Origin of the sequence: Paenibacillus segetis, assembly GCF_014639155.1 — a bacterium.
Taxonomy (GTDB): Bacteria; Bacillota; Bacilli; order Paenibacillales; family Paenibacillaceae; genus Fontibacillus; species Fontibacillus segetis.
In genome coordinates, this window is sequence record NZ_BMFT01000001.1 from 686,647 (window position 1) to 710,603 (window position 23,957).

Below are 23,957 nucleotides of genomic sequence, written 5' to 3' on the forward strand. Positions count from 1 at the left end.
CTTTGTATTGTAATGATATACTTTATTGGACTCAATTTTATTAAAGGGGAGAGCTTGTATCATGCTAGAATTGCATGTTGATCAATTTCCTATTGTAGAATCATTTTTTATCAATAAGAAGAACTACATACCAGCCTTATCGGTAATTCATGGTAACTACCCAGGTAGAGTATTTGTCGATAATGCCCAAATACCTAACATTGCTATTGTTTGGGCAATCGGTAGGTGGATGTATTTGGAGGGAAGTCTCTCATCGCTGAAAAATGAATTTGTAGTGAATAGTTTTATAGAAAATGTAGTTATACCTGATTGCAGAGAACGACATACAAATTGGTTTGAGATCTATACTTCCGATGATGAACAATGGGATAAGCTTTTTTTAGCGGAAATAGACTACATAAAGGTAGATAAGCATTATGAATCAGTGTACACACTAAATCTGAGTAAATTTAATCAAGTCAAACATAAAATTGCTTCAGCAGAAGATGAAATAGAGGTACGTTTGCTGGATTTTGATATATTGCCTGAATCATTCTATCATGTATCTTACATAAGTGAGAAGTTTAAGTCTAAACAAAGCCAAGGGGTACAAATTAAAAAGGACAACCAAGTCGTAACCATTTGTAAAAATAATGGGTTTATATTTCGGAATGAATATTTTATTGATATCGATACGTTGGCACAAGCAGAGCGAGGGAAAGGGTATGCAACCATTGCTGCGATCCAGTTAATTGATCACTTATTAGAAGGTGAGATGTATCCTTTGTGGGAAACAACGCATGAGAATATTCCTTCTCATAAACTAGCACTGAAGCTCGGATTTGAGGTACGAGAGAATTATCCAGTTTATGCGTTTATGATAGAAGAATGAACAGAATAGCACCAATGTCTAGACATAGGGGAGGATTAGAAGTGGACATATCTCTTAAAGAAGTGGATTTCCGCAATCCTGACTTATTACATCTGATAACCAAGCTGGATCAATACTTATATGAGATATATCCTGCGGATGAGGTGTTTGGTGTTGACTTCTCTGACCCAAGGATCGCGGAGATCATTTTTGTGATAGCTTATGATTCAGACGTACCTGTTGGATGCGGAGCAATACGCAGGGTAGATCATGACGTGGTAGAACTAAAGAGATTTTTTGTGGAAGTGGATTATAGAAAACGAGGAATAGCTGGGAAGATCTTGCGATATCTCGAGGAGAGAGCGATCAACTTAAATTATGGGGTTATACGGCTGGAAACGGGGGCACCACAATCTGAATCGATATATTTTTATAAGAAGCATGGTTATACTGAGATCGAAAGATACGGTGAGTATGTAGCTTGTGAGTCCAGTCTATGTTATGAAAAGCAATTGAGTTCTTCAGAAGATCTGTAAAAAGATCACTTGGGGAGCTCTTTTTATTATGCATAATCCGCCTAGGAAAAGGGTTTGTTGCGGTTATAGCTTGACCTGAATCCTATCCAAGCATAAGCTTGTCAAACCAGTCCGCATAAATGGCCAAGTTCCCTCATAGATATGTATCAGTTTAGGAAAACAAACTGCAGAGGGGATGATCTCATGCGTCGACGGATCACATGGGTGTTAACCATCGTGATAGTTGTAAGCGTCATGTTGGCTGGTTGCGGGAAGAAAGACGCTTCCGGTGTTGTCAAAGATTTGGACAAAGTCGTTACAAAAATGGAGAGTTACCAGGGTTCAGGGATAATGACACTTTATACTGGGGACAATCCACAAGAGTACAGGGTGGAAGTGTGGTATCAGAATCCGTCATATTACCGGATCGCGCTCACTAACGCACAGAAGAACGTAACGCAGATTGTACTGCGTAATGACCAAGGTGTGTATGTTCTAACACCTAGCCTGAACAAGAGCTTCCGTTTCCAAAGTGATTGGCCAGAGAATCAAGGTCAGGTGTACCTGTACCAGACGCTCGTTAAAAGTATAGTGAGCGATAATACACGGCAATTCGTTAGTGACAAGGACAGCTATGTATTTGATGTAGCAGCAAACTATAACACGCATTCGCTCGTCCGCCAAAAAATTTGGCTTGATAAAAAAGACTATGCTCCAAAACAAGTGCAGGTGTCGGATTCCGAGGCTAAGGTTATTGTGGAAGTGAAGTTTGATAAATTTGATTTTGGCACCAAGTTTGATAAAAATTCGTTTGATATGCAGCACAATCTTGATGCAGCGGCTCAAAATTCTAAGGGAACATTGCTTGAAGTTGACGAATCTGGAATGCTCATTGAAAAGCAGCCAGTTACATCGGATGCTGGGACTGAAGGTAATAATAGCGCAACTACAAGCAGTAACGAGGAAACAGGTTCAGAAATAGCTACTCCGGCTTTATCAGAGCCGTTTGGCATGATTATTCCAACGTACTTGCCGCAGGGCGTAGAATATAGAGATGATAAGGTTGTGGACGATAGTGAACGAAGTACAGTACTTCTGCGATATGATGGTACATATCAGTTCACTTTGACGGAGTCCAGATCACCAGACCGAACGGCTTCGCTTGTACCTGGTGAAGTAGTAGATCTAGGCTTCACAGCAGGTCTGTTAACAGGTGATGCACTCCAAACATTGACATGGACGGTTGATGGTCTAGAGTTTAAAATAACAAGTGGTGACTTACCAGTGAATGAAATGGTAAAAATAGCCGCTTCTATGCAGGACCAAACGGGTAAATAATACAGAACAGGCGGATTGCGGCTGTTCCGATTGGATACAATATCCAGACGGAACCACTCTGTCCGCCTTTTCTTATTTAGGCCCTTTATCCAGTAGAATTGACAGTCGCCTTCAGGAACATTACCATTAGTGTATCGTAGAAGGAAAGACTTACAATCATTGGAGAAGGTGACTTAGAAGTGCAAGTGAAGTATCGGCCTACTCAAGCGGAAATTGATATCGATGCGTTACAGTCCAATTATTTGGCGTTTCGCAATAGACTGCCAAGAGAAATGAAACTTCTAGCATGCGTGAAAGCTAATGCTTACGGACACGGTGCAGTACCTATAGCAAGAGAATTGGAACGGTTTGGAGCGGATTATCTGAGCGTAGCTTTTTTGGAAGAAGCGTTGGAACTCCGGCAGGCTGGCATTACCATGCCAATTCTTGTTTTGGGATATACACCGGCTCATGGCATTCGTACTGCATGGGAACACAACATTACGTTGAATGTGTTCAGCAAGGAGATTTTGGAGGCGATTCAGGCCCTCGATCCTTCGGAATTCCCTTATAAGTTGAAGGTTCACATCAAGATCGACTCCGGTATGGGACGTATCGGTTTATTGCCAGGAGAAGAGGCAGTTGATTTCGTTCGCGATGCATTACAACTTCCGCATGTGGAAGTGGAAGGATTGTTTACCCACTTTGCAACAGCGGATGAAGAGAACAAAAGCTATACATTGGAGCAGTACCGACGTTTTCAGGAAGTGGTGAACGCGCTACGGGAGGAAGGAATTCATATCCCGATTATACATACGGGTAATAGCGCCATCGCCATTGATTTACCGGAGATATCTTGTCAAATGGTACGGATCGGCATTGCAATATACGGTCTATATCCATCTAATGAAGTCTTATTCGATAAGGTAAAGTTAACTCCGGTCCTGTCCCTTAAAACGGAAGTGGTATTTGTTAAAAAACTTCCACCTCATTCCTCCATCAGTTATGGTGCGAGATATGTAACAGACCAGGAAGAAATAATCGCCACACTACCCATCGGGTATGCGGACGGATATTCCCGGTTACTTGGTGGTAAGGCGCAAGTACTGATACGCGGTCGCCGCGTTCCTGTCGTTGGAACAATCTGCATGGACCAATGTATGGTTTCGCTACAAGCTTTGGCTGAAGAAGCTGAAGACATTAAAGCCGGCGAGGAGGTTGTACTCATCGGCCAGCAGTCTGGCGGGGAAATTACTGCAGACGAACTGGCATCCGCTATGGGAACTATCCACTATGAATTGATTTGCATGTTGGCTCATCGTGTAGTCCGAGTATATAAACGTACCGGTACACCTGATGTCCTAGTAAGCCCACTTTTGTCTTAAATACAGTAGCTGACAAAAAACTACAAATCTTTTCACTCTGTATGAAGGAATTCCTGTCTGGGTATCGAATGATAATACATGGAAATGTTCAGGTATATACTGCAATGTCATTTTTGTTTATAATGAAATGCAGCATACTTGATATACTGGCAGCATATATTTCTTTGTATAAATTTCCTTGAATAATGATATACTGGATCACAAGGGACAGGGTTCGACAAGGTTTTGGGGGTGGAAGTTAGGATGGCCAATTTGCATAACACCAAAAGGATTATGATCAGTTTGCCAGATCATCTTTTGCAGGAAGTGGATGGAATTGTTGCGATGGAGAATTCCAATCGTAGTGAGCTGATCAGGCAGGCCATGAAACTGTATCTGAATGAACGGAAGAAACGTTTCATCCGTGATTCAATGCAGCGTGGCTATATGGAGATGGCTAAGATTAACTTAACCATGGCTTCGGAGGCATTCCATGCGGAGGAAGATGCAGACATCACTCTAGACCGCCTAGTGAGCGGGGTGTAAACATTGATTGTCAAGCGCGGTGACGTATTTTTTGCAGACCTTTCCCCTGTTGTGGGTTCAGAGCAGGGTGGGGTAAGACCAGTTCTTATCATCCAGAATGATATTGGTAATCGATTTAGCCCTACTGTTATAGTAGCTGCAATTACGGCTCAAATTCAAAAAGCAAAGCTTCCGACTCACGTCGAGATCGAAGCAGCGACGCACGGTTTTGATCGTGATTCCGTTATTTTATTGGAGCAGATTCGTACTATTGATAAACAAAGGCTAACTGATAAAATAACGCATTTGGATGATGAGACGATGAGAAAAGTAAACGACTCGCTGCTTATCAGTCTAGGTTTGATAGACTTTTAGTTAACGATAACCGGACTTCAAGGTCCGTTCTTTAGACACTCTGGATTTTTCGGAGTGTCTTTCTTTTCTTTTTATAGAAAATATGATTACAGTTATATGAATACAGTTAGGAGACCCCTCCCTAAAGTCTAAGACGTTGTGAGGGGCCTCTTTTTTTGAAATTGAGAGCTTGTGTTAATAGATGACATAGCTTGATCAGTCAGTTCGTAGGGCATAAATAGGTCTAAGTTTAGCTGCCTTATTCGCAGGAATCATTCCAAAAACGATACCGATGAATAAGGAAAAACCAAAGGAGATAAGTACAATCGATGAAGATACAGACGTCGTCATCGTACTGAAGTGACCAATCAAAGCGCTAAACCCATACCCGAGACCGACTCCGATCAGACCGCCAATTCCACTCAGGGCAGTGGATTCCACCAAAAATTGCAGGAGGATATCTCTTTTTCTAGCTCCGATAGCTTTTCGTACACCGATTTCACGAGTTCTTTCACTGACCGATACCAACATGATATTCATGATACCGATACCGCCGACTAATAGAGAAATGCCAGCAATACCTCCTAGTGCAACGGATAGCAATTGAGTTGTTGAATTTAATGTATCCAGCATCTCTTGGGAATTGAATATGGAATATGAATTCGTCGCATTAAGAAATTTTTTATTCAGAGCAGCTTCGAGGTCTGCTTTTACAGTGCTAATTTGATCAGGAGATACTACTTGTACTGTAATTGAACGGACTCCTCCAGACTGAAGGAAGCGTTCTGCTGTGTTAATAGGTATCAGTATCTTATCGTCATTAGATGCCGTCATGCTGGACCCTTTGGATTCAAGGAGACCGATGATTTTGAAGCTGGTACCATTCAGTTGAATGGTTTGGCCGACAGGATTGTCGGTTCCAAAGTACGTAGTCGCGGTCTCTGTTCCAATTAGAGCTACCTTCATACGATATTCGATATCTAAATCTACAATGTAACGACCCGATTGCACGTGGAAGTCCTGTACATCTTCGTAGCTAGGAGCAATCCCTTCAACCGATATCGTGTCATTTGTCGTTCCCCTTTTAGCAGTTACAGAGCCTGAAATCACGGGAGACACAGCTTCAACTCCGTCAATGTTGCCCAATTCCATTGCTTCTTCATAGGATAAGGATGTAGTGTTCCCACGCCCCATGATATTAACGGTGAGAAGGTTTGTACCTAGCCCCTCTAGACTTTTCGTGATAGAAGAGGTCGTTCCTTGCCCAACCGATACGAGAGTGATAACAGAGGATACCCCGATAATGATGCCAAGCATCGTAAGAAAAGATCTGATTTTGCTGCCCATGATGCTCTTCCAAGACATCTTGATACTTTGGAGAATATTCACGCGTCATTCCCCCGGTCTTCAACGATCATTCCATCTTGAATATGGATGATCCGTTTTGCTTGATCGGCAATGGAAAGGTCATGTGTAATGAGTACTATGGTATGTCCCAATTTATTTAGTTCTTTAATCTTTGCCATAACTTCTGTGCCTGTCTTACTGTCTAATGCTCCAGTTGGCTCATCAGCTAACAAGATGGGAGGATTTCCGGCGATAGCCCGGGATATTGCTACACGTTGTTGCTGTCCCCCTGATAACTCTGAAGGTCGATGATGCATCCGATCCCCTAAGCCCATTAATTGCAATGCCTCTATAGCATTCTTTTTTCGTTCTTTGTAAGGTACATTACGGTAAATGAGTGGGAGTTCCACATTTTCGTAGGCCGACAACTTAGGTAACAGATTGAATTGTTGAAATATAAAGCCGATTTTTTGGTTGCGAATTTGCGCCAATTTATTGTCAGACAATTTTCTGATGTCCTGCCCGTCCAGTAGATAGGTGCCTTCATTTGCAATATCAAGACAACCCAGCATATTCATCAGTGTGCTCTTACCGGATCCGGAAGGGCCGATAATGGCTACAAACTCACCATGCTCAATGGTGAAGGAAACATTCTTAAGCACAGTCATCTCTTCACCCGCCATAGTATACCCATGTCCTAAATCGTTCACTTGAATTAGTGGTAGGTTGGAAGTGAGCATTATCTGCCACCACTTCCGCGGAATCCGCCACCGCTTGGCATACCGCCACCACTTGGCATACTACCACCGCTTGGCATTCCACCACCGCTGAAACCACCAAATCCGCTACCCATTTCACCTTGCTTGGATGTGGATGCATTTGTAGTAGAGGTAGGAGCTACTACCGTTGGGATTACAACCTCATCCCCTTCATTTAATCCACTCATAATTTCGATACTGCTTTCGTCATGGATACCAACTTCAACCTCTTTCATCTGACCGCCAAAATTATTGGGTCTCCCACTTCCGTTTCTACTTGAAGTGGTCGTAGATTTGTTGGTTCCTTCTGTACCGCCTTCCGCTGGCTTGGTTGCGACTTGACCATCCGTAGCTTTCGTGCCAGTGTCATTCCCTGTTTGGGTCGTTGGCAAGATAACGGAATATTTATCACCCATTTTTCGCACGGTTTCAATAGGTAATGTGAGAGCATCCTTCTTTTCACTCACTATAATATTCGCTTCTGCAGACATTCCCACTCGAGCTCCAGTTGGGTTACTTAATTCGATGGTGACAGCAAATAAGGACACGCCATTTGAAGGCGTACCTTCATTAGCAATACTTGATACCTTCCCTTCAAAGGTTTGATCGGGAAGTGCGTCTAAACTAATAGTTGCTGCCATTCCCAATGTAACACTGGGGATATCCAGTTCATCGACTGATATGTCTACACTCAGCTTTTGGTAATCATTGATGATGAACAATTCACTTCCATTACTAGCCCTTTCTCCAGCAGCAATGTTAACAGTTGTAATTGTACCGTCTATTGGAGAGGTTAACGGATCGGGTGGAATTTCTGCTTCCTTTAAAGAAGCGATGTCCCGTTCCGTACTTTTCATATTGAGTTCTTGTTTGGTTATCGACTTCTTAGTAGAATTAATCGTTTCCTCGGTAGCACCTTCCTGAACCTGTCGTTTGTACTGTTCCTGTAAGTCAACCAGATCCAGTTGCTGTTGTTGGAGTGTACTTTCTTTAGAATAAAGGCTATCACTGTTATCAATAGCTTCAAAAGTAAGTAAGACTTGTCCTTTTTTTACTACATCGCCAGTAGTAACTAATACCTCTTTCACTTTTCCTTCGTCTTTGGTTCGAACTGTCTCTTGATTAGTGGATGTAACGGATCCGGATCCGGACACTTTAACAACAATGTCTTTTTTTACTACCTGTGTGGTATTTTGAACGGGTGCCAGGCTTACATCCTTTTTACCAGAACTCGTAAGGATAAGGATAAGTATGAATGCAGCCGCGATCAAGATAATTAGACCAAGTCCAATCCAAAGCCACTTTTTCTTCATTCCATCACTCCAACTTTCTGTGAAATTGTTTCCATCGCAGTAGAAACATGAATCATTATAATTTATCAAGATGAGTTGAAGATGAAGCTTGGCTGAACGTTAGCTGAAAGTTTTTCGCCTAATATTTGGGGACAATTCAATAAATTTAATTAATTTACGTTCTGTTATCTGTTATACTTAGAAATATTTATATCTGAGGAGGACCTCTCTGAATGAATCAGAATTCTGAACAGCCTTATCAATATAGTACTTTTAATGATTACCCGCCAAACTATCCGCCAGCACCACCGAAGACGAACGGCAAATCTATAGCCTCACTTGTACTTGGTATATTGGGTATTGTGGTTCCGTACGGTGGATTCCTTTTGGGGATCTTAGCGATCATCTTCTCTAGTTTATCCTTTAAAAACATTAAGCGGACCAATGAGCAAGGTAAGGGACTCGCCATTGCTGGACTCGTATGTGGAATCGTCGGCACTGTGCTGTGGGGTATTGTTATTCTACTAGTCATTATCTTTGTGGTTGCTTTTTCTTCTTACGATAGTTATAACTCTTACACTAATTTTTAAATTGAGGATCAAGAACACCGCTCCCCTTCCGGCGCGGTGTTTTGTCATTTTAACCGTTGAATGTCAAATTCGTTCTGCTGGAAATAGGAATCAAAGTTTGTGATAATAGAGGTAGCGACTTTATCAGTATGAAAGAGGGATATCATTGGCACAATTGGATGAGAACGTGGAAGTAGGTCAAGGTAAGCTAACGCCAGAGGTACTTGAACGGATTATTGTACAAATCTCTAAAGAGTTAAGCTTATCATTGAAACAAGTAAGAACAACAGTGGGATTGCTGGACGAAGGAAATACCATTCCTTTTATTGCTCGTTATCGTAAGGAAATGACGGGGGAACTCGATGAGAACCAGCTCCGTGATATTGAGGAGCGTGTGCATTATCTTCGCAATTTGGAAGAACGCAAACGGGAAGTCATTCGCATCATTGCGGAACAGGACAAGTTGACGACAGAACTTGAATCTTCGATCAACAAAGCGGTGAAGCTTCAAGAGGTTGAGGATCTATACAGACCTTATCGTCAAAAGCGTAAGACGCGGGCTAGTGTGGCGAAGGAGAAGGGGCTAGAGCCCTTAGCTGTATGGGTGCTGTCGCAGCCGAAACAAGGTGATCCTTTGGCAGAAGCCGCGAAATTTGTGGATGCCGACAAAGGTGTGGAGACGGCGGACGATGCGCTGCAAGGGGCAATGGATATCATTGCGGAGCAAATTGCAGACGAAGCTCCCGTTCGGGCGTGGGTACGTCGATATACAATGGATCAGGGAACGATGATCTCCGAGGCGAAATCACCTGAGGAAGAATCCGTATACGAAATGTATTACAACTATCGTGAGCCTGCAAAAAAGATGCCACCGCACCGTATTCTCGCAATGAATCGTGGTGAACGCGAGAATGTGCTTAAAGTGACGCTGGAAGTAGAAGCTGAGCCTATACATCGATATATTGCTAGCAGGTTTATTAAGGGCCAATCTTCTGTTGAAGCTCTTCTGCACACAGTCATAGCGGATGCTTATAAACGTTTAATTGCACCTTCTATAGAACGGGAAGTCAGAGGTGAATTGACGGAGAAAGCGGAGAATCAGGCGATTTCGATCTTTGCTGGTAATCTGCGTAGTCTCTTGCTGCAACCGCCAGTTCGAGGTAAGAATGTGCTGGGTGTTGACCCCGCTTATCGGACAGGCTGTAAACTTGCTGTCGTAGACGACACGGGCAAGCTACTGGAGGTAGCTGTCACTTATCCAACGCCACCAAATAACAAGAAACAGGAAGCTGCGGCCAAGTTTAACGAACTGATTGATAAATATGCCGTAGAGCTTATTGTTATAGGTAATGGTACTGCATCACGTGAGAGTGAACAGTTTGTGGCTGAAGTTATTGCCCAGCGGCAAGACAAAGAATTAGCTTATCTAATCGTTAATGAAGCTGGGGCTAGTGTGTATTCCGCCTCGAAATTAGCACAAGAAGAATTCCCAGATCTCGACGTTGCAGAGCGTAGCGCTGTATCCATTGCACGTAGAATACAGGATCCTTTGGCGGAACTCGTAAAAATTGAGCCTAAAGCGATTGGTGTAGGACAATATCAGCATGATGTAACTCAGAAGAACTTGGATGAAAGCCTCAAGACTGTAGTAGAGTCCGCCGTTAACCATGTTGGCGTTGACGTTAATACGGCATCACCTGCACTCTTATCTTACGTATCAGGTGTAAATGCAACAACGGCTAAGAATATTGTGAAGTTCCGTGAAGAGAACGGTAAATTCAAAAGTCGGAAGCAATTACAGAAAGTGCCTCGCCTTGGAGCGAAGACATTTGAACAATGTATTGGGTTTTTGCGGATTAGCGAGGGGGACTACCCGCTAGATCGTACACCGATTCACCCGGAATCGTACGATGTAGTGAATCGCCTGTTCCAAGAGCTGCGAGTAGAACTGTCACAGCTGGGATCTAAGGAGCTTGCTGCGAAGCTTGCAGCGCTAGAGCCGGAGACACTGGCCGTGGAGCTAGGTGTTGGCCTGCCAACCCTGCGTGATATTTTGGACAGCTTGCAGCGTCCGGGGCGTGACCCGCGGGAGGAATTGCCATTACCCATTTTCCGTACAGATGTGCTAAAGATTGAAGATTTAGCTCCGGGGATGGAGCTACAAGGTACAGTGCGTAATGTAATCGACTTTGGGGCATTTGTTGATATTGGCATCAAGAACGATGGTCTGGTGCATATTTCTCAACTCAGTAATGGCTTTGTGAAGCATCCAATGGATATCGTATCCATCGGTGATAACGTCACGGTGTGGGTGCTGAGTGTCGACATTAACAAAGGACGCGTTGGGCTAACCATGCGTGATCCGGGCAAATCGGCTAATCAATAACAATCGTATATTAAATAAACAAAGAAGCCGGACAGTAATTTACTGTCTGGCTTCGTTATTGGTTTCACGGCGACTATAATAGAAAAACCAACAATCATTAAGTAATCGAATCTGGCGGCGATCCCGCTTATTAAAGGCGTTCATGATTTGATTGCTAAGCCATTTAGGCAAGAATATCTCCTCCTCTGGCAATTCCCTGTGTACGATAACATATGGGCGGAAGCCGGAAAAAGTGCAAGTCTTAGCCTAAACATCTTTAATTGTAGTTATAGGGCTCCTTCTTCCTCGTACCATTGTTCCAATTGGGCTTGTAGGGCCCGGATTTCAGTCAGTAAGGAGATAAGGGGATAATTCTCCTCCTGGATCGCTGAGAAAGATGACTCTAATTCATTAATATAATGAAGCCCATTAGTCATTTGATAAGATTCTTGCAAGAGCTCAAGCGAATCGCATTCGGCAATCGCCCGTGGCAATTCAGGAACCTGATCTGCTGTTAATTTCTCAATTTCCTTATTCAGACGTAAGTTTAAAGCACTTAATTGATAAGCGTATTCGCTGGGCATTTCCACGAAATTCAATTCCTGGCCGTGTTGTAAAATAACGTATCTCATTAAAGGCATGGTATATTAATCTCCTTTTCTATCATTCCTACTTGACAGTGTAGCGTAATGACAAGTTAAAATTCAAGTACATGGTCGAGGGAATAATGGTTAAAGGTTTATTTAGGTAAGAGAAAAGAGGGGATCATATGACCAACGAACAGCTTCAGACTTGGGTAGAGGAAATATCACTTCGTAGTTTTGGCCTCCCATTTCGGCATTGTGCTAGATTTAATTCTCGCTTAAGAACGACAGGTGGACGGTATTTTATGAAATCCCATGATATTGATATTAACCCCCATCAGCTTACCGCCTTTGGTAAGGAAGAAGTGGAGAAAATCATTAAGCATGAGTTATGTCATTATCATTTGCATTTGACTGGTAGGGGACATCGCCATCGTGATCCAGATTTTAAAGAGTTATTGGCAAAGGTGAAGGGGAGTAGGTATTGTCAGTCTCTGCCGGGAAGTACCGGACGACGTTCTCTTCCATATCGCTATAAACTGGTATGCGTTAGCTGTGGGATGGAGTATCTACGTAAGCGTAAGGTTGATCCAAAGCGCTACCGTTGTGGGAAGTGTGCGGGAATTTTGAAGATGAGTTCCTTATAACGGATCCCGATCATGTGCTATACTAATGAGGAAAGAAACTAATGAAGGAGTGATTGACATGGCTACATCTAAAGCTAAGAAAATTAGACAGAAGATAGCTAGAGAAGGCAAACGAAATCCTGAAGCTGGTCGAAGCCCATTTGCTACTACAGACATGAGAACTAGGAGGACTAAAACGAAGCTCGAACAACTGAATCGCAGCAAATATAAGAATCATTCCTCTATCTATGGAGACGATGGTTCTTTTTATTTATATAGAAAAATCCCCTTACAACACCGACTTGAACTTCTTGACTTTGCTATATAATCATGATAAATTAATTTGTATTCTGATTGTTATTTCTATTCCCTGATAGCTCAGTTGGTAGAGCACTCGACTGTTAATCGAGTTGTCACAGGTTCGAGTCCTGTTCGGGGAGCCATTATTTTGGAGAGATACCCAAGTGGCTATAAGGGGACCCTCTGCTAAGGGGTTAGACTGCGTAAGCGGTGCGAGGGTTCGAATCCCTCTCTCTCCGTTGCGAAATACATCAAGTAAAACGGCCTGCCGGCGATATCGGCAGGCCGTTTTTTTGTCAGTTAATACTGTACAAACAGTTGCTGGTTACACTGTAGATAAGACTCATAGGGTAGGTGGAAATGTGAGACATTATCCAATTATTGCATCAGTAACGAAAGAAGAACAATTCGTGCAGGTATTGCAAAGCGATGTAGAGCGAGTGAATTTGATGATCGGACATATCGGGAACATCGAGGAATATATCAGCCAGCTTCATGATGCGGGCAAGCAGGTATACGCTCATATCGAAATGATTACGGGACTCGGAAGGGACGCCCATTCAATCTCTTATCTATGCGACAAATTCAAAGCAGACGGGATCGTTACGACTAAGTCCGGCGCGATTACAGCAGCCAGACAAGTTGGAATCAAGAGCATCCAGCGCATATTCGCGATTGACACTGCCGCGATAAATACGGCCGTAAAGATGATCAACAGCACAAAACCTGACGAAGTGGAACTCATGCCCGGACTGATGCCGCGGGTAACCCGGGAATTGAAGGCTATGATTGAACAGCCCTTGATCGTCGGCGGACTGATTCGTCACGAGCATGAACTGATCGAAGCAATAGAGAGCGGAGCGGACTATATCTCTAGCGGCGATCCCATGATTTGGCGACATGCCGAGGTGCCGTTAAAAGTGGAAGTGAACTAGCAAAATATTTTTGCTGACAGGTAAGTAATCGATGGATTTAATGGTTTACATAGAAATAACAATCGCTTGATCTTCTCTTGATAAAGCGGTTTTATACTATTCTTGTACATGGTTACTGTAATTAATGGGTAGAGACCAGGAGAAAACCCTTGTTCGGTAATGATGATACGGTAAGGCCACCTAATGGTCTGCTTCCGTATCTCATTTTCGAGCAAGGGTTATTTTGTTTGAAAGGAGCAGCTTGAGAAACAGATGCAGCAGACCCCTTTGAGTGATTTTTCTAGTTATCTGTTTGATCTCGACGGAACGGTCTATGTCGGGAATCAGGTATTGGAGGGCGCGGCCTCCACGATTGAAGCATTACGAGAGCGCATGAAAACGATCATGTTCGCGACGAATACGACCGTGTATACGAGAGAGGAAGTGCAGCGCAAGCTTGCGGGCTTTGGCATTGCCTGTACGGTGGATGAAGTGATCACTGCCTTGTCCGTAGCCGGGATGTATTTCCGTGACTATGCCTCCGGCGCATCAGTATTTCCCCTCGGTGGCGAAGCTATGCGGGAGGAGATGTCCCGCAGCGGGATTACCGTCACTAGTGAAGCAGGCCGGGCGAGTCATGTTCTAGTCGGTCTCGACCGAACCTTCGATTTCGATAAACTGACAGCCGCCGTAAACGCCGTCAGAAACGGGGCGCTACTTATCGCCGCGAATCCGGATCCGTTTTGTCCGATGGAGGACGGGGTGATTCCCGATACCTGGGCACTCGTCAAAGCTATTGAAACAGCGGGCGGTCAAAAGGTCTGGGAAACCGTCGGCAAACCTTCGAGGCACTACGCCGCTTATGCTTTACAAAAGCTGAAGTCGGCCCCCGAACAATGCCTGATGGTTGGAGATAAGCTGGAAACGGATATCGCGCTGGGCAAAGTCATCGGGATGCGAACAGCGCTTGTGCTCTCCGGCGTGGATTCCCGGGAATCTGTCAAAAGGATAGGGATTAATCCGGATTACATTTGTTCCTCTATCAGCGCCATTTTAGAAGAAACCCGGCTGGAGAGGATTTGATTGCCGGCACCCTGGCAATAACCTTCATCATCCGATGAAGGACTCCATACATGCTTTTCAAAACCAAGGAGGGAATAACATGAAAAAGTTTAGTCTTCTTATCATCGCCATGATGCTCGTTCTATCTGCTTGTGGAAAATCAGGAAGCAACAATGGAGCTGGCGACAACAGCGTCGCTTCGGCGGCGGAGCAAGGTTCAGGAGGACAAGAAAACAATAAGACATCCGGAAACGGAGAAGAGAAGCCGGTCGAACTCAGTTTCTATTTCCCGGTAGCGGTCGGGGGGCCGATCACAGGTTTCATCGATAAGCTCGCTGCTGATTTTCACCAGGAAAATCCGGCAATTACGGTGAAGCCTATCTACGCCGGTAGTTACCAGGATACGATGACCAAAGTCGTGACGGCGGTCCAAGGTGGCAATTCGCCGGATTTGGCCGTGCTACTCTCGACAGAGTTGTACAGTCTGCTTGAGATGAATGCACTTGAAGAGCTGACACCGCGTTTTTCACAGGATTATTTCGGCGGATTTTATGAGGCTTTTATGAGCAACACCAAATCCGGTGACCAGGTCTGGAGCGTGCCGTTCCAGCGCAGTACCATTGTTATGTACTATAACAAAGACATGTTCAAGGCGGCGAATCTAGATCCGGAGAAAGCACCGGCTAACTGGAGCGAATTGAGGGATTTCGCTCAAAAACTCACAGTCAAAGACAGCGCGGGTAAGGTGAGTCAATGGGGCTTAGAAATTCCAAGCACTGGTTATCAATATTGGATGCTTCAAGCTCTTTCTTTACAAACGGGTACCAACATCGTATCCAATGACGGTACGGAAGTATATTTCAATAAACCGGAAGTAAAAGAAGCTTTGCAATTCTATACCGACTTAGGACGTAAGGATAAAGTCATGCCGGAGGGTGTGCTAGAGTGGGCGACCGTACCTTCCGATTTTATTAGCGGCAAGACGGCAATGATGTTCCATACAACAGGGAATTTATCCAAAGTGAAGTCCGATGCGAAATTCGATTTTGGCGTAGCCTATCTTCCAGCTAACAAAAATTACGGCTCACCTACAGGCGGGGGTAATCTGTACGTTTTTAAAGACATTCCAGAGGAACGCAAAGCCGTTGCTATTAAGTTCATCGAATTCCTTACACAGCCGGAACGTGTCGCACAGTGGTCCATTGACACAGGGTATGTGGGTACGACCAAAGCTGCCTATGATACGGAGCTTTTGAAGAACTATGTGGCTGGTTTCCCTCAAGCCGCGGTGGCCCGTGATCAGATGGAGTATGCTTCAAGCGAACTATCAACCTACCAAAACGGGCAGGTAACGAAGCTGTTCAATGATAATATCCAGTCTGCGCTACTTGGAGAAATAACGCCGGAAGAGGCGCTTGAGAAGTCGCAGCAGCAGGCGGATGATATTCTGAAGAAATACCGCAAATAAGGGACCTGGAACGGGAAACCGATTAACGTAAAGAGAGAAGTGAGACTTTCGTGACACGGCACTTGCTGCAAGTATTTCGCAGGTACAATTGGAAGGACAACATTCTGGCCTATGCTTTGCTGCTTCCTTCGCTTATTTTTCTAGTGATTTTTACATTCTACCCCATGATCAAAGTGTTGGACTTAAGCTTTTATGAATCCGTGATGAACGAAAGGCGTTTTGCGGGTTTGGAGCTTTACGGGCATGTTCTTCGGGATGAGGTGTTTCTTAAGGTACTTCGCAACAATATGCTACTTGCACTAGTGACCGTGCCGGTAAGCATCCTGCTTGCGTTATATATGGCGGTTTGGGTCAACGGTAAGCTGCGGGGAAGAAGTTTGATCCGGGCGGCGTTCTTTTATCCGACACTGATACCCATGATTGCGATAGCGAACATCTGGCTGTTTATTTATACGCCTGATTATGGGTTACTCGATAAATTTCTGGGGCTATTCGGGATAGAAGGGCCAAACTGGTTGGGGGACCCTGCTTGGGTACTAGTCTCCATGATGGGGATGCTGATTTGGAAGGAGTCTGGGTATTTCATGATCTTTTTTCTGGCTGGACTCCAGGTATTGCCGAAAGAAATCTACCAAGCCGCGGAGTTGGACGGAGCCGGGCCGCTCCGGAAGTTCAGAACGATTACGCTGCCTCTGGTTATGCCGACCACGCTGTTTGTCCTGATTATTGCCACAACGAATTCATTTAAGCTGGTCGACCACCTGTACATCATGACCAAGGGTGGTCCGAACAATGCGAGCAACCTGCTGCTTTATCATATTTATGAGACGGCATTCAGCTTCTGGGATATGGGCAAGGCGTCTGTATTGACTGTGATTCTGCTCGTCATTCTGCTGGTCATTTCGGTCTTTTATTACGGATATTTGGACAAGCGGATCCATTATTAGAGAGGAGTCCATGCGATGCACCGCCTGATGAACCAAATTGCCATATCTATTCTTGCGATCCTATTCGCTGTTCCATTGATCTGGGCCGCAGTAACCTCGATTACGCCATCGGATGAAATGCTTACCCGGGCAAATCCATTTGCCGTATCGCATCCGACGTTCAATAATTATGTGGCGGCTTGGCAGACGATCCCGTTCCCTGTGTACTATTGGAACACTCTGCTGATCGTAGCGGGCGTACTTGTCGTTCAGTTACTGACAGCAACGCTGGCGGCCTATGCGTTTGCCAGACTGCGGTTTTTAGGTCAAAGCCTTTTATTTATTCTGTTTCTTGTGCAGATTATGATTCCACCGGATATTTTGATTTTTCCTAATTATACGATTATGAAAGATCTACATCTCATTGATACGAAATGGGCGATCATCATTCCATTCTGGGCTTCTTCATTCGGTATCTTTCTGCTAAGACAGACTTTTAAGCAGATTCCTTACGAGCTGGACGAAGCATCAAGGGTGGATGGGTGCCGATGGTGGCAAAGCTTATGGCATGTCTATCTACCATCCGCACGGCCGACCTATATCGCATTTGCGTTGATTTCGATCAGTACGCATTGGAGCAATTTTATGTGGCCGCTCATTGTTACAGATTCCGTTCATAACCGGCCGCTGACCGTCGGGATCGCGATCTTCGCCCAATCCTCCGAGACGGGTGCGCAGTGGGGGACGGTTACGGCGGCAACGCTGATGGTTATTGCTCCTTTGCTGATCGCGTTCTTCTTTTTTCAGAAACAGTTTGTTGAAAGCTTCATGCATGCCGGTATCAAATAAACCGAATAAACTGGTAGCACAGGACACGTGGATAAAACCCTTTATGCAACGGATAATGATTTTTTTGCGCATTCCTTCATGTTGGATAGAGGGTTTTATCGTTTTTACACACAACGGTATGATCGACGGGGAGGTTAATTTTCCCATGTATTTTGTACGGGAAAAAATAAAAAAAGTGTTGCAAGGTGCATACGCATTTGATATACTCAATCTTGTCGCCGCTTCTGGGCGGTAATGAATATGGCCCGTTGGTCAAGCGGTTAAGACACCTCCCTTTCACGGAGGTAACAGGGGTTCGATTCCCCTACGGGTCACCATATTTTTTCCCTCATAGTTTCGAATTTAATTGTATATGCGGTCGTGGTGGAATGGCAGACACGCTATCTTGAGGGGGTAGTGGGTGTATACCCGTGGAGGTTCGAGTCCTCTCGACCGCATCCTATATTTAAAGTAAAGAACCCTTGATCAGCAAGGGTTCTTTTTTGTTATATGCTATATGTATGCAAATTTTGAATATAGTTCTCCTATGGGTTAATCATTGGATATGTTACAATTTAACAAATATGGGGTAGATTCTTGTCTAGCTTTGATTGTAATGTTGAGATAAGTATTTTATTTGTATCCTTACTGATCAGGCTGATCGAGAGCAGACGAATATTTTGGATATAGCAGTCGAATGCACTCAGGACAAATATCATGTGTGAACTCGATAGAGGTATGCTGCTTCATATATTTTTCAAGGGGATTCCAGACATTCTCATGATCTTTAATTTTCTTACATACGGCACAAATAGGGAGAAGCCCGTGTAATGCCGATATATTGGACATGACCTCAATGAGTTGAAATTCAATTTCTTTAAACTCTGTGATGTCGGAGCAAGTGAACAAAATACCTTCTATCTGTGTTGTTCCTTGTTTGGTTAATGGGGTGATTTCTGCAAGAAACCAGCGAGTTTCTTGGGTAGAATTCATCTGGAACTCTGTTTGAAAGTAAGGGGAATCGCCATGCAAAATCTGATGAAAATGTTCTAGGAGATGACTTGAGAGAGGGCTTAATTTATAAGTGCTGGAACCCAATAACTGAAGTAGGTTGGTTCCTGGTCGATCCCAATGAGGAGCTAAACCGTATTTTATAGCTTGCGTAGCCCAAGCTTGGTTAACGTGCTCTAGAGTGCCATCGGGAGATATAATACATATACTTAGTTTTAACGAATGTATGGCATCAAGCCATACGTAGGACAACTCAGTCACGATTAGCGCTCCTATAATAGAAGATAAGGGATGGGGATATTATTTTATAATAAAAATACAAAAATATTTATATTTAATTAATTTAATTATATACGTAAAAACGTAATTAAACAATGATATAACAACTTGAATACGTATTAATTACGTGTCTGAAGGAAGGTCGAGGTTCGTTGACTATATATGAGAGAATTGAATTATTAATTAAAAATATGGGAATAACGAAGAAAAAATTTTGTGCGGAGCTTGGAATTAGTACAGGGAATTTTGGAGATTGGAAGCGTGGAAAATCGACACCAAGCAGCAATAAATTGATTGATATTTCTCAGTATTTCAATGTTAGTTTAGATTGGCTTATGACAGGGAGGGAGAGGCGATCTGAACAAATAGATGACCATTTAGAGGCCTATCTAGCACATATATCATCCCAAAAATGTTCGTTTAAACTATCTGCCCATGAAGTAGCATTTATTCGAGAATATATTCAATTCTCCCAGTATCGGAGGAAATTGAAACTAATGAGTGAGGGGGGAAATAATACTGCTTTACATTTGGATTCTACGGAGTTATAATGTTAAATGTTCGCTTTAAGAACTCTCGCGCGGTCGTGGTGGAATGGCAGACACGCTATCTTGAGGGGGTAGTGGGTGTATACCCGTGGAGGTTCGAGTCCTCTCGACCGCATCAAATGAACATAATATAACGAGTAAATGAAAAAAGACTAACCTATAAGTGGCTAGTCTTTTTTTTTATTTCGATCTTATTTTTTAACTTTAAAATCTAAGGCTTGCATAAGCTTGGTAAATACTTCAGTGTTTTCATAAATCCCAGTAAATAATTGTGCGTTTTTTCCCATAGCTGTGATTGGAATATCTACTGCTGTATGACCTGAGGTCGTCCAGTCCACTACAAAATTAAGTTTGGAATTAGCAATGGCAAAAGGGCCGTCTTCTTGGGAAATGCTGTCTCCAGACTCATCCTCTTCGTCAACAGCTTCAATAGAGAACCCACCTGTTTCATGGTCGGCAAGAACTAGGACGAGGGTATCTGGATTCTTTTTAGCGAAATCTTTGGCTACTTGAACTGATTTATCCAGCTCTTGACCCGCTTTGATTGTCATCTTGGCATTGTTCTGGTGAGCGAATTCGTCAGTACCTTCTTCTTCAACCATTAGGAAAAATCCATTTTTATTGCTTGCAAGCGTGTCTATCGCTTTTTTAGTCATTTCAGGTAGAGATACAACCGGGTTGTAAATATCTCCTTCACCTTCTGGCTTTTGCTGGAACATTTCCTCATTTGCAAATAAGCCGAGCAACTTTCCGTTTTTTGCCTTTTGCATATCCGTTTTATTCGTTACATAGGTGTATCCTAACTGCTTAGCTTTATCTACAAGGTTGCCTTGGGTTCCTTTGCTTTTCTCTGAAGGGTCTTCAGCAGGTTCATCAGGGAATTTACCTGGGCTTCCTGCAGGATACCAGAAATCTTCGCCTCCACCGAGAAGAACGTCAACTTTACTTTTGGTCAGAAGTTGCAGAGCAATGTCACTTTGTTTGGAGCGATCTTCAACATGAGCACCGAATGCGGCGCCAGTAGCATCCGTGATTTGACTGGTAGTAACTATTCCTGTTGATTTTCCAGCAGATTTTGCATACTCCATAATAGTTTGGACAGACTTTTTATTGGCATCCATCCCAATAGCTCCATTATAAGTTTTCACACCGCTAGCATAAGCTGTAGCGGAAGCCGCTGAATCTGTAATTGGAACGGTGGAGCTTGTATGAATTAATCCAACGTATGGCATTGAATCCATAGCTAGATTTCCTTTTTCACCTACTGTAGCAAGGCGAATTGCATCACGTTGGGCGGTCCCCATTCCATCCCCAATAAACAGAATCACATTTCGTGTGCTTGATGAGGCTGCATTTGCTTGATTAGGTGCAAGTGTAGTGATTACATTCGAAACGAAAAGAGCAGTTACTGCAGTCGCTACAATTGCAGTTTTAACGCCATACTTTTTTGGTGATTTCATAGTTTCCCTCCTAATGTTTGTTTACAACCTCATACTATAGTAATTACATTAAGAGAATGTTTTCGAGAATTGTAAAAAATGTAAAAAATAGAGTTGCCAACCAAAGTTGATAACCAAGTATGGAATAACCCCGCTATCAGTGGTTAAACTGATAACGGGGTTATGTTCAGTTAAGACTATACAAGCTGTTTAAGAAGTAATGGTCTGTACAAGGAGATAGACATTTAATATCACGATGACCCCAGCGATAAACCATGCAAGGATGTTGAGCCACATTTTATTGGCGAATTCACCCATTTTGGTTTTGCTGGCTGTGAATTTGACCAATGGAATGACTGCAAAAGGTAGCTGTAGCGATAGGATAACTTGGCTGAAGATAAGCAGGTCCTGCGTGCCACGCTCTCCGTAGATCGCCGTAACAATAACTGCAGGAATGATGGCGATCAATCTTGTAATTAATCGTCGTAACCAAGGTGTTAGCCTTATATTGACAAAGCCCTCCATCACGATTTGACCCGCTAAAGTGCCGGTCAGTGTGGAATTTTGTCCGGAAGCGAGCAGGGCAACTGCAAACAAAATACTGGCAAGTGTAGTTCCAACAATAGGGGTAAGCAGATGGTAAGCTTCAGAGATGTCTGCTACCTGCGTCATACCGGTCTTGTGGAACGCAGCTGCTGAGAGGATCAAAATTGCCGAGTTGATAAATAACGCAAAGGTAAGGGCGATACTGGAATCCCATGTTGCATATTTGATGGCTTGTCGTTTTCCGGCAGGGCTCTGATCGAATTGTCTTGTCTGTACAATAGAAGAGTGAAGATATAAGTTATGCGGCATAACCGTTGCCCCTAGAATACCAATAGCAATGTACAACATTTGGGTATTACTTAAAATTTGGGCACTAGGTACATAACCTCTTGCAACACTCCCCAGGTCAGGTTTTGCAAGAATGAGATCGATCCCGAAGCAAGTACCGATGGTCACGATTAGCACTAGGACGAAGATCTCCAGCGAACGAAACCCTTTATTTTGTAATAACAGGATTAGTAATACATCAACGGCAGTAATCATTACGCCATAAATAATCGGGAGACCAAACAGGAGATTTAGGGCTATTGCCGCTCCAATAACTTCTGCTAGATCCGTGGCAGCAATGGCTAACTCGCATAGTAACCATAATGAGATGACCGTTGGTTTAGAGTAATTATCCCGACATGCCTGGGCCAAATCTTTCCCAGTTACAATGCCTAACTTACCTGAGAGAGCTTGGAGAACAACGGCCATGAGGTTGGAGATAAGAATTACGGATAGAAGTGTATAACCAAACTTTGAACCACCTTCAATATCTGTTGCCCAGTTGCCTGGATCCATATATCCAACAGCAACCATGTAGCCGGGCCCGGCGAATGCAAGAAATTTTCTGAACCAAGAACCTGTGGTAGGGATACGCATAGAACGGTGTGCTTCTGGTAGCGAGGGCTGACCCGCATCCATTCTCCATCCTTTTCCAGAGGCACCTGGATTACCTAAATTATCTTGAGATTCTTTCATGATGATCACCTTTATTATTAGAAGTTGTAAGAATACATCTATATTGTACACCTACAAGAGTTTTTGTCTAGGGAAACTTTTTATAGAGAATAGGATGAATTTGTTGTTGAGAAGCTATGGTTTAGTTAATTGTCATGTGCTTCCAAGTTGACATGAAGCTAAAAATTATTTAATATGTCTAAGTACTAAAACAGGATTGAAATTTGATAATATGGGTGATGACCATGTCTTACAGACCGAGTGTTGAGAACGTGACCAAAGCCGGAAGCAACGAGAAGGACGGATTGTACGAGTTTATCGTTAAAATGGCTGATGGCACAGAGTGCCGAGTATTTTACAGCCGGAATCCGCAGTGGCGCCTTACGAATATTAGCCGTCTGCAAAAAACACCTTGTCCAGTCTGCCGCAAAGATTTTATTTGTAAATGTATGGACAGCTTTTCAGATGCAATAGGACGCCAACTTGAAGAAGGACAATGGTTCGAGAAGGCATTAGCCGAGTAAGTGGGCAATGTATACCGATAGGCACGGGGATAATTCCTCGTGCTTTTTTCATGTTTATTTTATTAGCTGACTAGAGTTCGATATAATGGATAGATGGAGGTGTTATCGTCAATGAACATAGATCATTCGGAACCGGATGCGATTGTATTGTTTGACGGTGTCTGCCACTTATGTCAAGGTGCAGTTAAATTCATAATCAAGCGTGATCCTAAGGGACGATTTCATTACGCATCTTTACAATCACCGGCTGGTCGTCGTCTGATGGCGGAGAATGGTGTGAATGCAGAACTTTTAGACACCATCGTATTATTCGATAAAAATAACTACTATATTCGTTCAACTGCAGCGCTCCATATTGCGAAGAGACTCACTTTTCCATGGCCACTGTTATATGGATTCATCGTCATACCGCGATTTATTCGTGACGCGATATACCGTGTAATCGCTGCTAATCGATATCGACTTTTTGGCAGAGATGAGACCTGTCTTGTACCAACGAAGGAGCTACGTAGTCGTTTTTTGGAGGATGGTCAACACCTTACATGATGGAATGCAGGAAAGGGCTTGCCTCCCTATAATAACTATGGTATTCTAACTGTAAATTTAAGGAATTGGGAACGGAAGCACCGTTCAAGGACCGATAC

Annotated in this window: 26 protein-coding genes and 5 tRNA genes; 23 read left to right on the forward strand and 8 right to left on the reverse strand. The window is 43.5% G+C overall.

Annotated elements, in window-relative coordinates; all coding sequences use genetic code 11:
* Positions 1–61: 61 nt before the first annotated feature.
* The 6 genes from IEW05_RS02885 to IEW05_RS02910 all read left to right on the forward strand — a co-directional run bounded on the left by IEW05_RS02885 (position 62) and on the right by IEW05_RS02910 (position 4,946).
* Positions 62–871, forward strand: coding sequence for a GNAT family N-acetyltransferase (locus tag IEW05_RS02885; protein ID WP_188535645.1), 810 nt, complete (start codon positions 62–64; stop codon positions 869–871).
* A 41-nt stretch (positions 872–912) separates the two neighbouring features.
* The gene (locus IEW05_RS02890) at positions 913–1,386 is read left to right on the forward strand and encodes a GNAT family N-acetyltransferase (RefSeq protein WP_229753239.1); all 474 of its coding nucleotides are present in this window, start codon (positions 913–915) and stop codon (positions 1,384–1,386) included.
* Between the two features lie 183 nt (positions 1,387–1,569).
* A complete protein-coding gene (locus IEW05_RS02895) occupies positions 1,570–2,703 on the forward strand; it encodes an outer membrane lipoprotein-sorting protein (RefSeq protein ID WP_229753240.1) in 1,134 nt (377 codons plus the stop codon).
* A 179-nt stretch (positions 2,704–2,882) separates the two neighbouring features.
* Positions 2,883–4,067, forward strand: a complete 1,185-nt coding sequence (alr, locus tag IEW05_RS02900; RefSeq protein WP_188535651.1) for an alanine racemase — start codon at positions 2,883–2,885, stop codon at positions 4,065–4,067.
* A 243-nt stretch (positions 4,068–4,310) separates the two neighbouring features.
* Positions 4,311–4,592 (forward strand): CopG family ribbon-helix-helix protein, encoded by a 282-nt coding sequence (locus IEW05_RS02905; protein ID WP_188535654.1) that lies wholly within the window; start codon positions 4,311–4,313, stop codon positions 4,590–4,592.
* A gap of 3 nt (positions 4,593–4,595) precedes the next feature.
* Complete coding sequence (locus IEW05_RS02910) at positions 4,596–4,946, forward strand: type II toxin-antitoxin system PemK/MazF family toxin (protein WP_188535655.1); 351 nt, start codon at positions 4,596–4,598, stop codon at positions 4,944–4,946.
* Positions 4,947–5,141: 195 nt separating this feature from the next.
* On the opposite strand, the gene IEW05_RS02915 is transcribed toward IEW05_RS02910, so the two are convergent.
* The 3 genes from IEW05_RS02915 to IEW05_RS02925 are packed head-to-tail and all read right to left on the reverse strand — an operon-like array spanning position 5,142 to position 8,343.
* Positions 5,142–6,314: an ABC transporter permease gene (locus IEW05_RS02915; RefSeq protein WP_188535658.1), complete on the reverse strand. Its 1,173-nt coding sequence runs from the start codon at positions 6,312–6,314 to the stop codon at positions 5,142–5,144.
* Positions 6,311–7,012 (reverse strand): ABC transporter ATP-binding protein, encoded by a 702-nt coding sequence (locus IEW05_RS02920; RefSeq protein WP_188535660.1) that lies wholly within the window; start codon positions 7,010–7,012, stop codon positions 6,311–6,313. The genes IEW05_RS02915 and IEW05_RS02920 overlap by 4 nt, the downstream gene beginning before the upstream one ends.
* Positions 7,012–8,343, reverse strand: a complete 1,332-nt coding sequence (locus IEW05_RS02925) for an efflux RND transporter periplasmic adaptor subunit (RefSeq protein ID WP_188535662.1) — start codon at positions 8,341–8,343, stop codon at positions 7,012–7,014. The genes IEW05_RS02920 and IEW05_RS02925 overlap by 1 nt, the downstream gene beginning before the upstream one ends.
* 212 nt (positions 8,344–8,555) lie before the next feature.
* Between IEW05_RS02925 and IEW05_RS02930 the strand changes: the two genes are divergently transcribed.
* Both IEW05_RS02930 and IEW05_RS02935 read left to right on the forward strand, forming a co-directional pair.
* A complete protein-coding gene (locus IEW05_RS02930) occupies positions 8,556–8,912 on the forward strand; it encodes a DUF4190 domain-containing protein (RefSeq protein WP_188535664.1) in 357 nt (118 codons plus the stop codon).
* A 154-nt stretch (positions 8,913–9,066) separates the two neighbouring features.
* The gene (locus tag IEW05_RS02935) at positions 9,067–11,277 is read left to right on the forward strand and encodes a Tex family protein (RefSeq protein ID WP_373285816.1); all 2,211 of its coding nucleotides are present in this window, start codon (positions 9,067–9,069) and stop codon (positions 11,275–11,277) included.
* A gap of 39 nt (positions 11,278–11,316) precedes the next feature.
* Here IEW05_RS02935 and cmpA read toward each other — a convergent pair whose 3' ends face one another.
* Both cmpA and IEW05_RS02945 read right to left on the reverse strand, forming a co-directional pair.
* Entirely contained in the window at positions 11,317–11,448 is a 132-nt protein-coding gene (gene cmpA / locus IEW05_RS02940; protein ID WP_188535668.1) for a cortex morphogenetic protein CmpA, read from the reverse strand.
* Between the two features lie 95 nt (positions 11,449–11,543).
* Positions 11,544–11,897 carry a hydrolase/acyltransferase gene (locus IEW05_RS02945; protein WP_188535670.1) on the reverse strand — a complete coding sequence of 118 codons (354 nt, stop codon included), beginning with the start codon at positions 11,895–11,897 and terminating at the stop codon, positions 11,544–11,546.
* Positions 11,898–12,025: 128 nt separating this feature from the next.
* Here IEW05_RS02945 and IEW05_RS02950 point away from each other — a divergent pair, with 128 nt between their 5' ends.
* The 11 genes from IEW05_RS02950 to IEW05_RS03000 all read left to right on the forward strand — a co-directional run bounded on the left by IEW05_RS02950 (position 12,026) and on the right by IEW05_RS03000 (position 18,422).
* A complete protein-coding gene (locus IEW05_RS02950) occupies positions 12,026–12,487 on the forward strand; it encodes a SprT family protein (protein WP_188535672.1) in 462 nt (153 codons plus the stop codon).
* Positions 12,488–12,545: 58 nt separating this feature from the next.
* Positions 12,546–12,794 carry a ribosome rescue factor BrfA gene (gene brfA, locus IEW05_RS02955; protein ID WP_188535674.1) on the forward strand — a complete coding sequence of 83 codons (249 nt, stop codon included), beginning with the start codon at positions 12,546–12,548 and terminating at the stop codon, positions 12,792–12,794.
* Positions 12,795–12,833: 39 nt separating this feature from the next.
* Positions 12,834–12,909: transfer RNA gene (locus tag IEW05_RS02960), tRNA-Asn, on the forward strand.
* 7 nt (positions 12,910–12,916) lie between these two features.
* Positions 12,917–13,005, forward strand: a tRNA-Ser gene (locus IEW05_RS02965).
* Positions 13,006–13,701, forward strand: coding sequence for a glycerol-3-phosphate responsive antiterminator (locus tag IEW05_RS02970; protein ID WP_229753241.1), 696 nt, complete (start codon positions 13,006–13,008; stop codon positions 13,699–13,701).
* 252 nt (positions 13,702–13,953) lie between these two features.
* Positions 13,954–14,763, forward strand: a complete 810-nt coding sequence (locus IEW05_RS02975; protein ID WP_188535676.1) for an HAD-IIA family hydrolase — start codon at positions 13,954–13,956, stop codon at positions 14,761–14,763.
* A 79-nt stretch (positions 14,764–14,842) separates the two neighbouring features.
* Positions 14,843–16,210 (forward strand): ABC transporter substrate-binding protein, encoded by a 1,368-nt coding sequence (locus tag IEW05_RS02980; protein ID WP_188535678.1) that lies wholly within the window; start codon positions 14,843–14,845, stop codon positions 16,208–16,210.
* A 50-nt stretch (positions 16,211–16,260) separates the two neighbouring features.
* Positions 16,261–17,157, forward strand: a complete 897-nt coding sequence (locus tag IEW05_RS02985) for a carbohydrate ABC transporter permease (RefSeq protein ID WP_229753242.1) — start codon at positions 16,261–16,263, stop codon at positions 17,155–17,157.
* Between the two features lie 27 nt (positions 17,158–17,184).
* A complete protein-coding gene (locus IEW05_RS02990) occupies positions 17,185–17,985 on the forward strand; it encodes a carbohydrate ABC transporter permease (protein WP_373285772.1) in 801 nt (266 codons plus the stop codon).
* Positions 17,986–18,227: 242 nt separating this feature from the next.
* A tRNA-Glu gene (locus tag IEW05_RS02995) sits at positions 18,228–18,302 on the forward strand.
* A gap of 37 nt (positions 18,303–18,339) precedes the next feature.
* A tRNA-Leu gene (locus IEW05_RS03000) sits at positions 18,340–18,422 on the forward strand.
* Positions 18,423–18,609: 187 nt separating this feature from the next.
* On the opposite strand, the gene IEW05_RS03005 is transcribed toward IEW05_RS03000, so the two are convergent.
* Positions 18,610–19,236 carry a PAS domain-containing protein gene (locus IEW05_RS03005; RefSeq protein ID WP_188535682.1) on the reverse strand — a complete coding sequence of 209 codons (627 nt, stop codon included), beginning with the start codon at positions 19,234–19,236 and terminating at the stop codon, positions 18,610–18,612.
* Between the two features lie 170 nt (positions 19,237–19,406).
* Between IEW05_RS03005 and IEW05_RS03010 the strand changes: the two genes are divergently transcribed.
* Both IEW05_RS03010 and IEW05_RS03015 read left to right on the forward strand, forming a co-directional pair.
* The gene (locus IEW05_RS03010) at positions 19,407–19,805 is read left to right on the forward strand and encodes a helix-turn-helix domain-containing protein (RefSeq protein WP_188535684.1); all 399 of its coding nucleotides are present in this window, start codon (positions 19,407–19,409) and stop codon (positions 19,803–19,805) included.
* A gap of 29 nt (positions 19,806–19,834) precedes the next feature.
* A tRNA-Leu gene (locus tag IEW05_RS03015) sits at positions 19,835–19,917 on the forward strand.
* A 76-nt stretch (positions 19,918–19,993) separates the two neighbouring features.
* Here the strand turns inward: IEW05_RS03015 and IEW05_RS03020 are convergent.
* Positions 19,994–21,262, reverse strand: coding sequence for an alkaline phosphatase (locus tag IEW05_RS03020; protein WP_188535686.1), 1,269 nt, complete (start codon positions 21,260–21,262; stop codon positions 19,994–19,996).
* Positions 21,263–21,451: 189 nt separating this feature from the next.
* Positions 21,452–22,810, reverse strand: coding sequence for an Nramp family divalent metal transporter (locus IEW05_RS03025; protein ID WP_188535688.1), 1,359 nt, complete (start codon positions 22,808–22,810; stop codon positions 21,452–21,454).
* Positions 22,811–23,034: 224 nt separating this feature from the next.
* Between IEW05_RS03025 and IEW05_RS03030 the strand changes: the two genes are divergently transcribed.
* Together IEW05_RS03030 and IEW05_RS03035 are read left to right on the forward strand one after the other, a co-directional pair.
* Positions 23,035–23,313, forward strand: coding sequence for a hypothetical protein (locus IEW05_RS03030; protein ID WP_188535690.1), 279 nt, complete (start codon positions 23,035–23,037; stop codon positions 23,311–23,313).
* Positions 23,314–23,424: 111 nt separating this feature from the next.
* The gene (locus tag IEW05_RS03035) at positions 23,425–23,859 is read left to right on the forward strand and encodes a thiol-disulfide oxidoreductase DCC family protein (RefSeq protein WP_188535692.1); all 435 of its coding nucleotides are present in this window, start codon (positions 23,425–23,427) and stop codon (positions 23,857–23,859) included.
* Positions 23,860–23,957: the final 98 nt, after the last annotated feature.

Bases quoted from the DNA above. Each gene is read 5' to 3' on its own strand.
- IEW05_RS02885 (WP_188535645.1), top strand. From the start codon at position 62: ATGCTAGAATTGCATGTTGATCAATTTCCTATTGTAGAATCATTTTTT.
- IEW05_RS02895 (WP_229753240.1), top strand. From the start codon at position 1,570: ATGCGTCGACGGATCACATGGGTGTTAACCATCGTGATAGTTGTAAGC.
- IEW05_RS02905 (WP_188535654.1), top strand. From the start codon at position 4,311: ATGGCCAATTTGCATAACACCAAAAGGATTATGATCAGTTTGCCAGAT.
- IEW05_RS02920 (WP_188535660.1), bottom strand. From the start codon at position 7,012: ATGCTCACTTCCAACCTACCACTAATTCAAGTGAACGATTTAGGACAT.
- IEW05_RS02925 (WP_188535662.1), bottom strand. From the start codon at position 8,343: ATGAAGAAAAAGTGGCTTTGGATTGGACTTGGTCTAATTATCTTGATC.
- IEW05_RS02930 (WP_188535664.1), top strand. From the start codon at position 8,556: ATGAATCAGAATTCTGAACAGCCTTATCAATATAGTACTTTTAATGAT.
- IEW05_RS02945 (WP_188535670.1), bottom strand. From the start codon at position 11,897: ATGCCTTTAATGAGATACGTTATTTTACAACACGGCCAGGAATTGAAT.
- IEW05_RS02950 (WP_188535672.1), top strand. From the start codon at position 12,026: ATGACCAACGAACAGCTTCAGACTTGGGTAGAGGAAATATCACTTCGT.
- brfA (WP_188535674.1), top strand. From the start codon at position 12,546: ATGGCTACATCTAAAGCTAAGAAAATTAGACAGAAGATAGCTAGAGAA.
- IEW05_RS02975 (WP_188535676.1), top strand. From the start codon at position 13,954: ATGCAGCAGACCCCTTTGAGTGATTTTTCTAGTTATCTGTTTGATCTC.
- IEW05_RS02980 (WP_188535678.1), top strand. From the start codon at position 14,843: ATGAAAAAGTTTAGTCTTCTTATCATCGCCATGATGCTCGTTCTATCT.
- IEW05_RS02990 (WP_373285772.1), top strand. From the start codon at position 17,185: ATGAACCAAATTGCCATATCTATTCTTGCGATCCTATTCGCTGTTCCA.
- IEW05_RS03020 (WP_188535686.1), bottom strand. From the start codon at position 21,262: ATGAAATCACCAAAAAAGTATGGCGTTAAAACTGCAATTGTAGCGACT.
- IEW05_RS03025 (WP_188535688.1), bottom strand. From the start codon at position 22,810: ATGAAAGAATCTCAAGATAATTTAGGTAATCCAGGTGCCTCTGGAAAA.
- IEW05_RS03030 (WP_188535690.1), top strand. From the start codon at position 23,035: ATGTCTTACAGACCGAGTGTTGAGAACGTGACCAAAGCCGGAAGCAAC.
- IEW05_RS03035 (WP_188535692.1), top strand. From the start codon at position 23,425: ATGAACATAGATCATTCGGAACCGGATGCGATTGTATTGTTTGACGGT.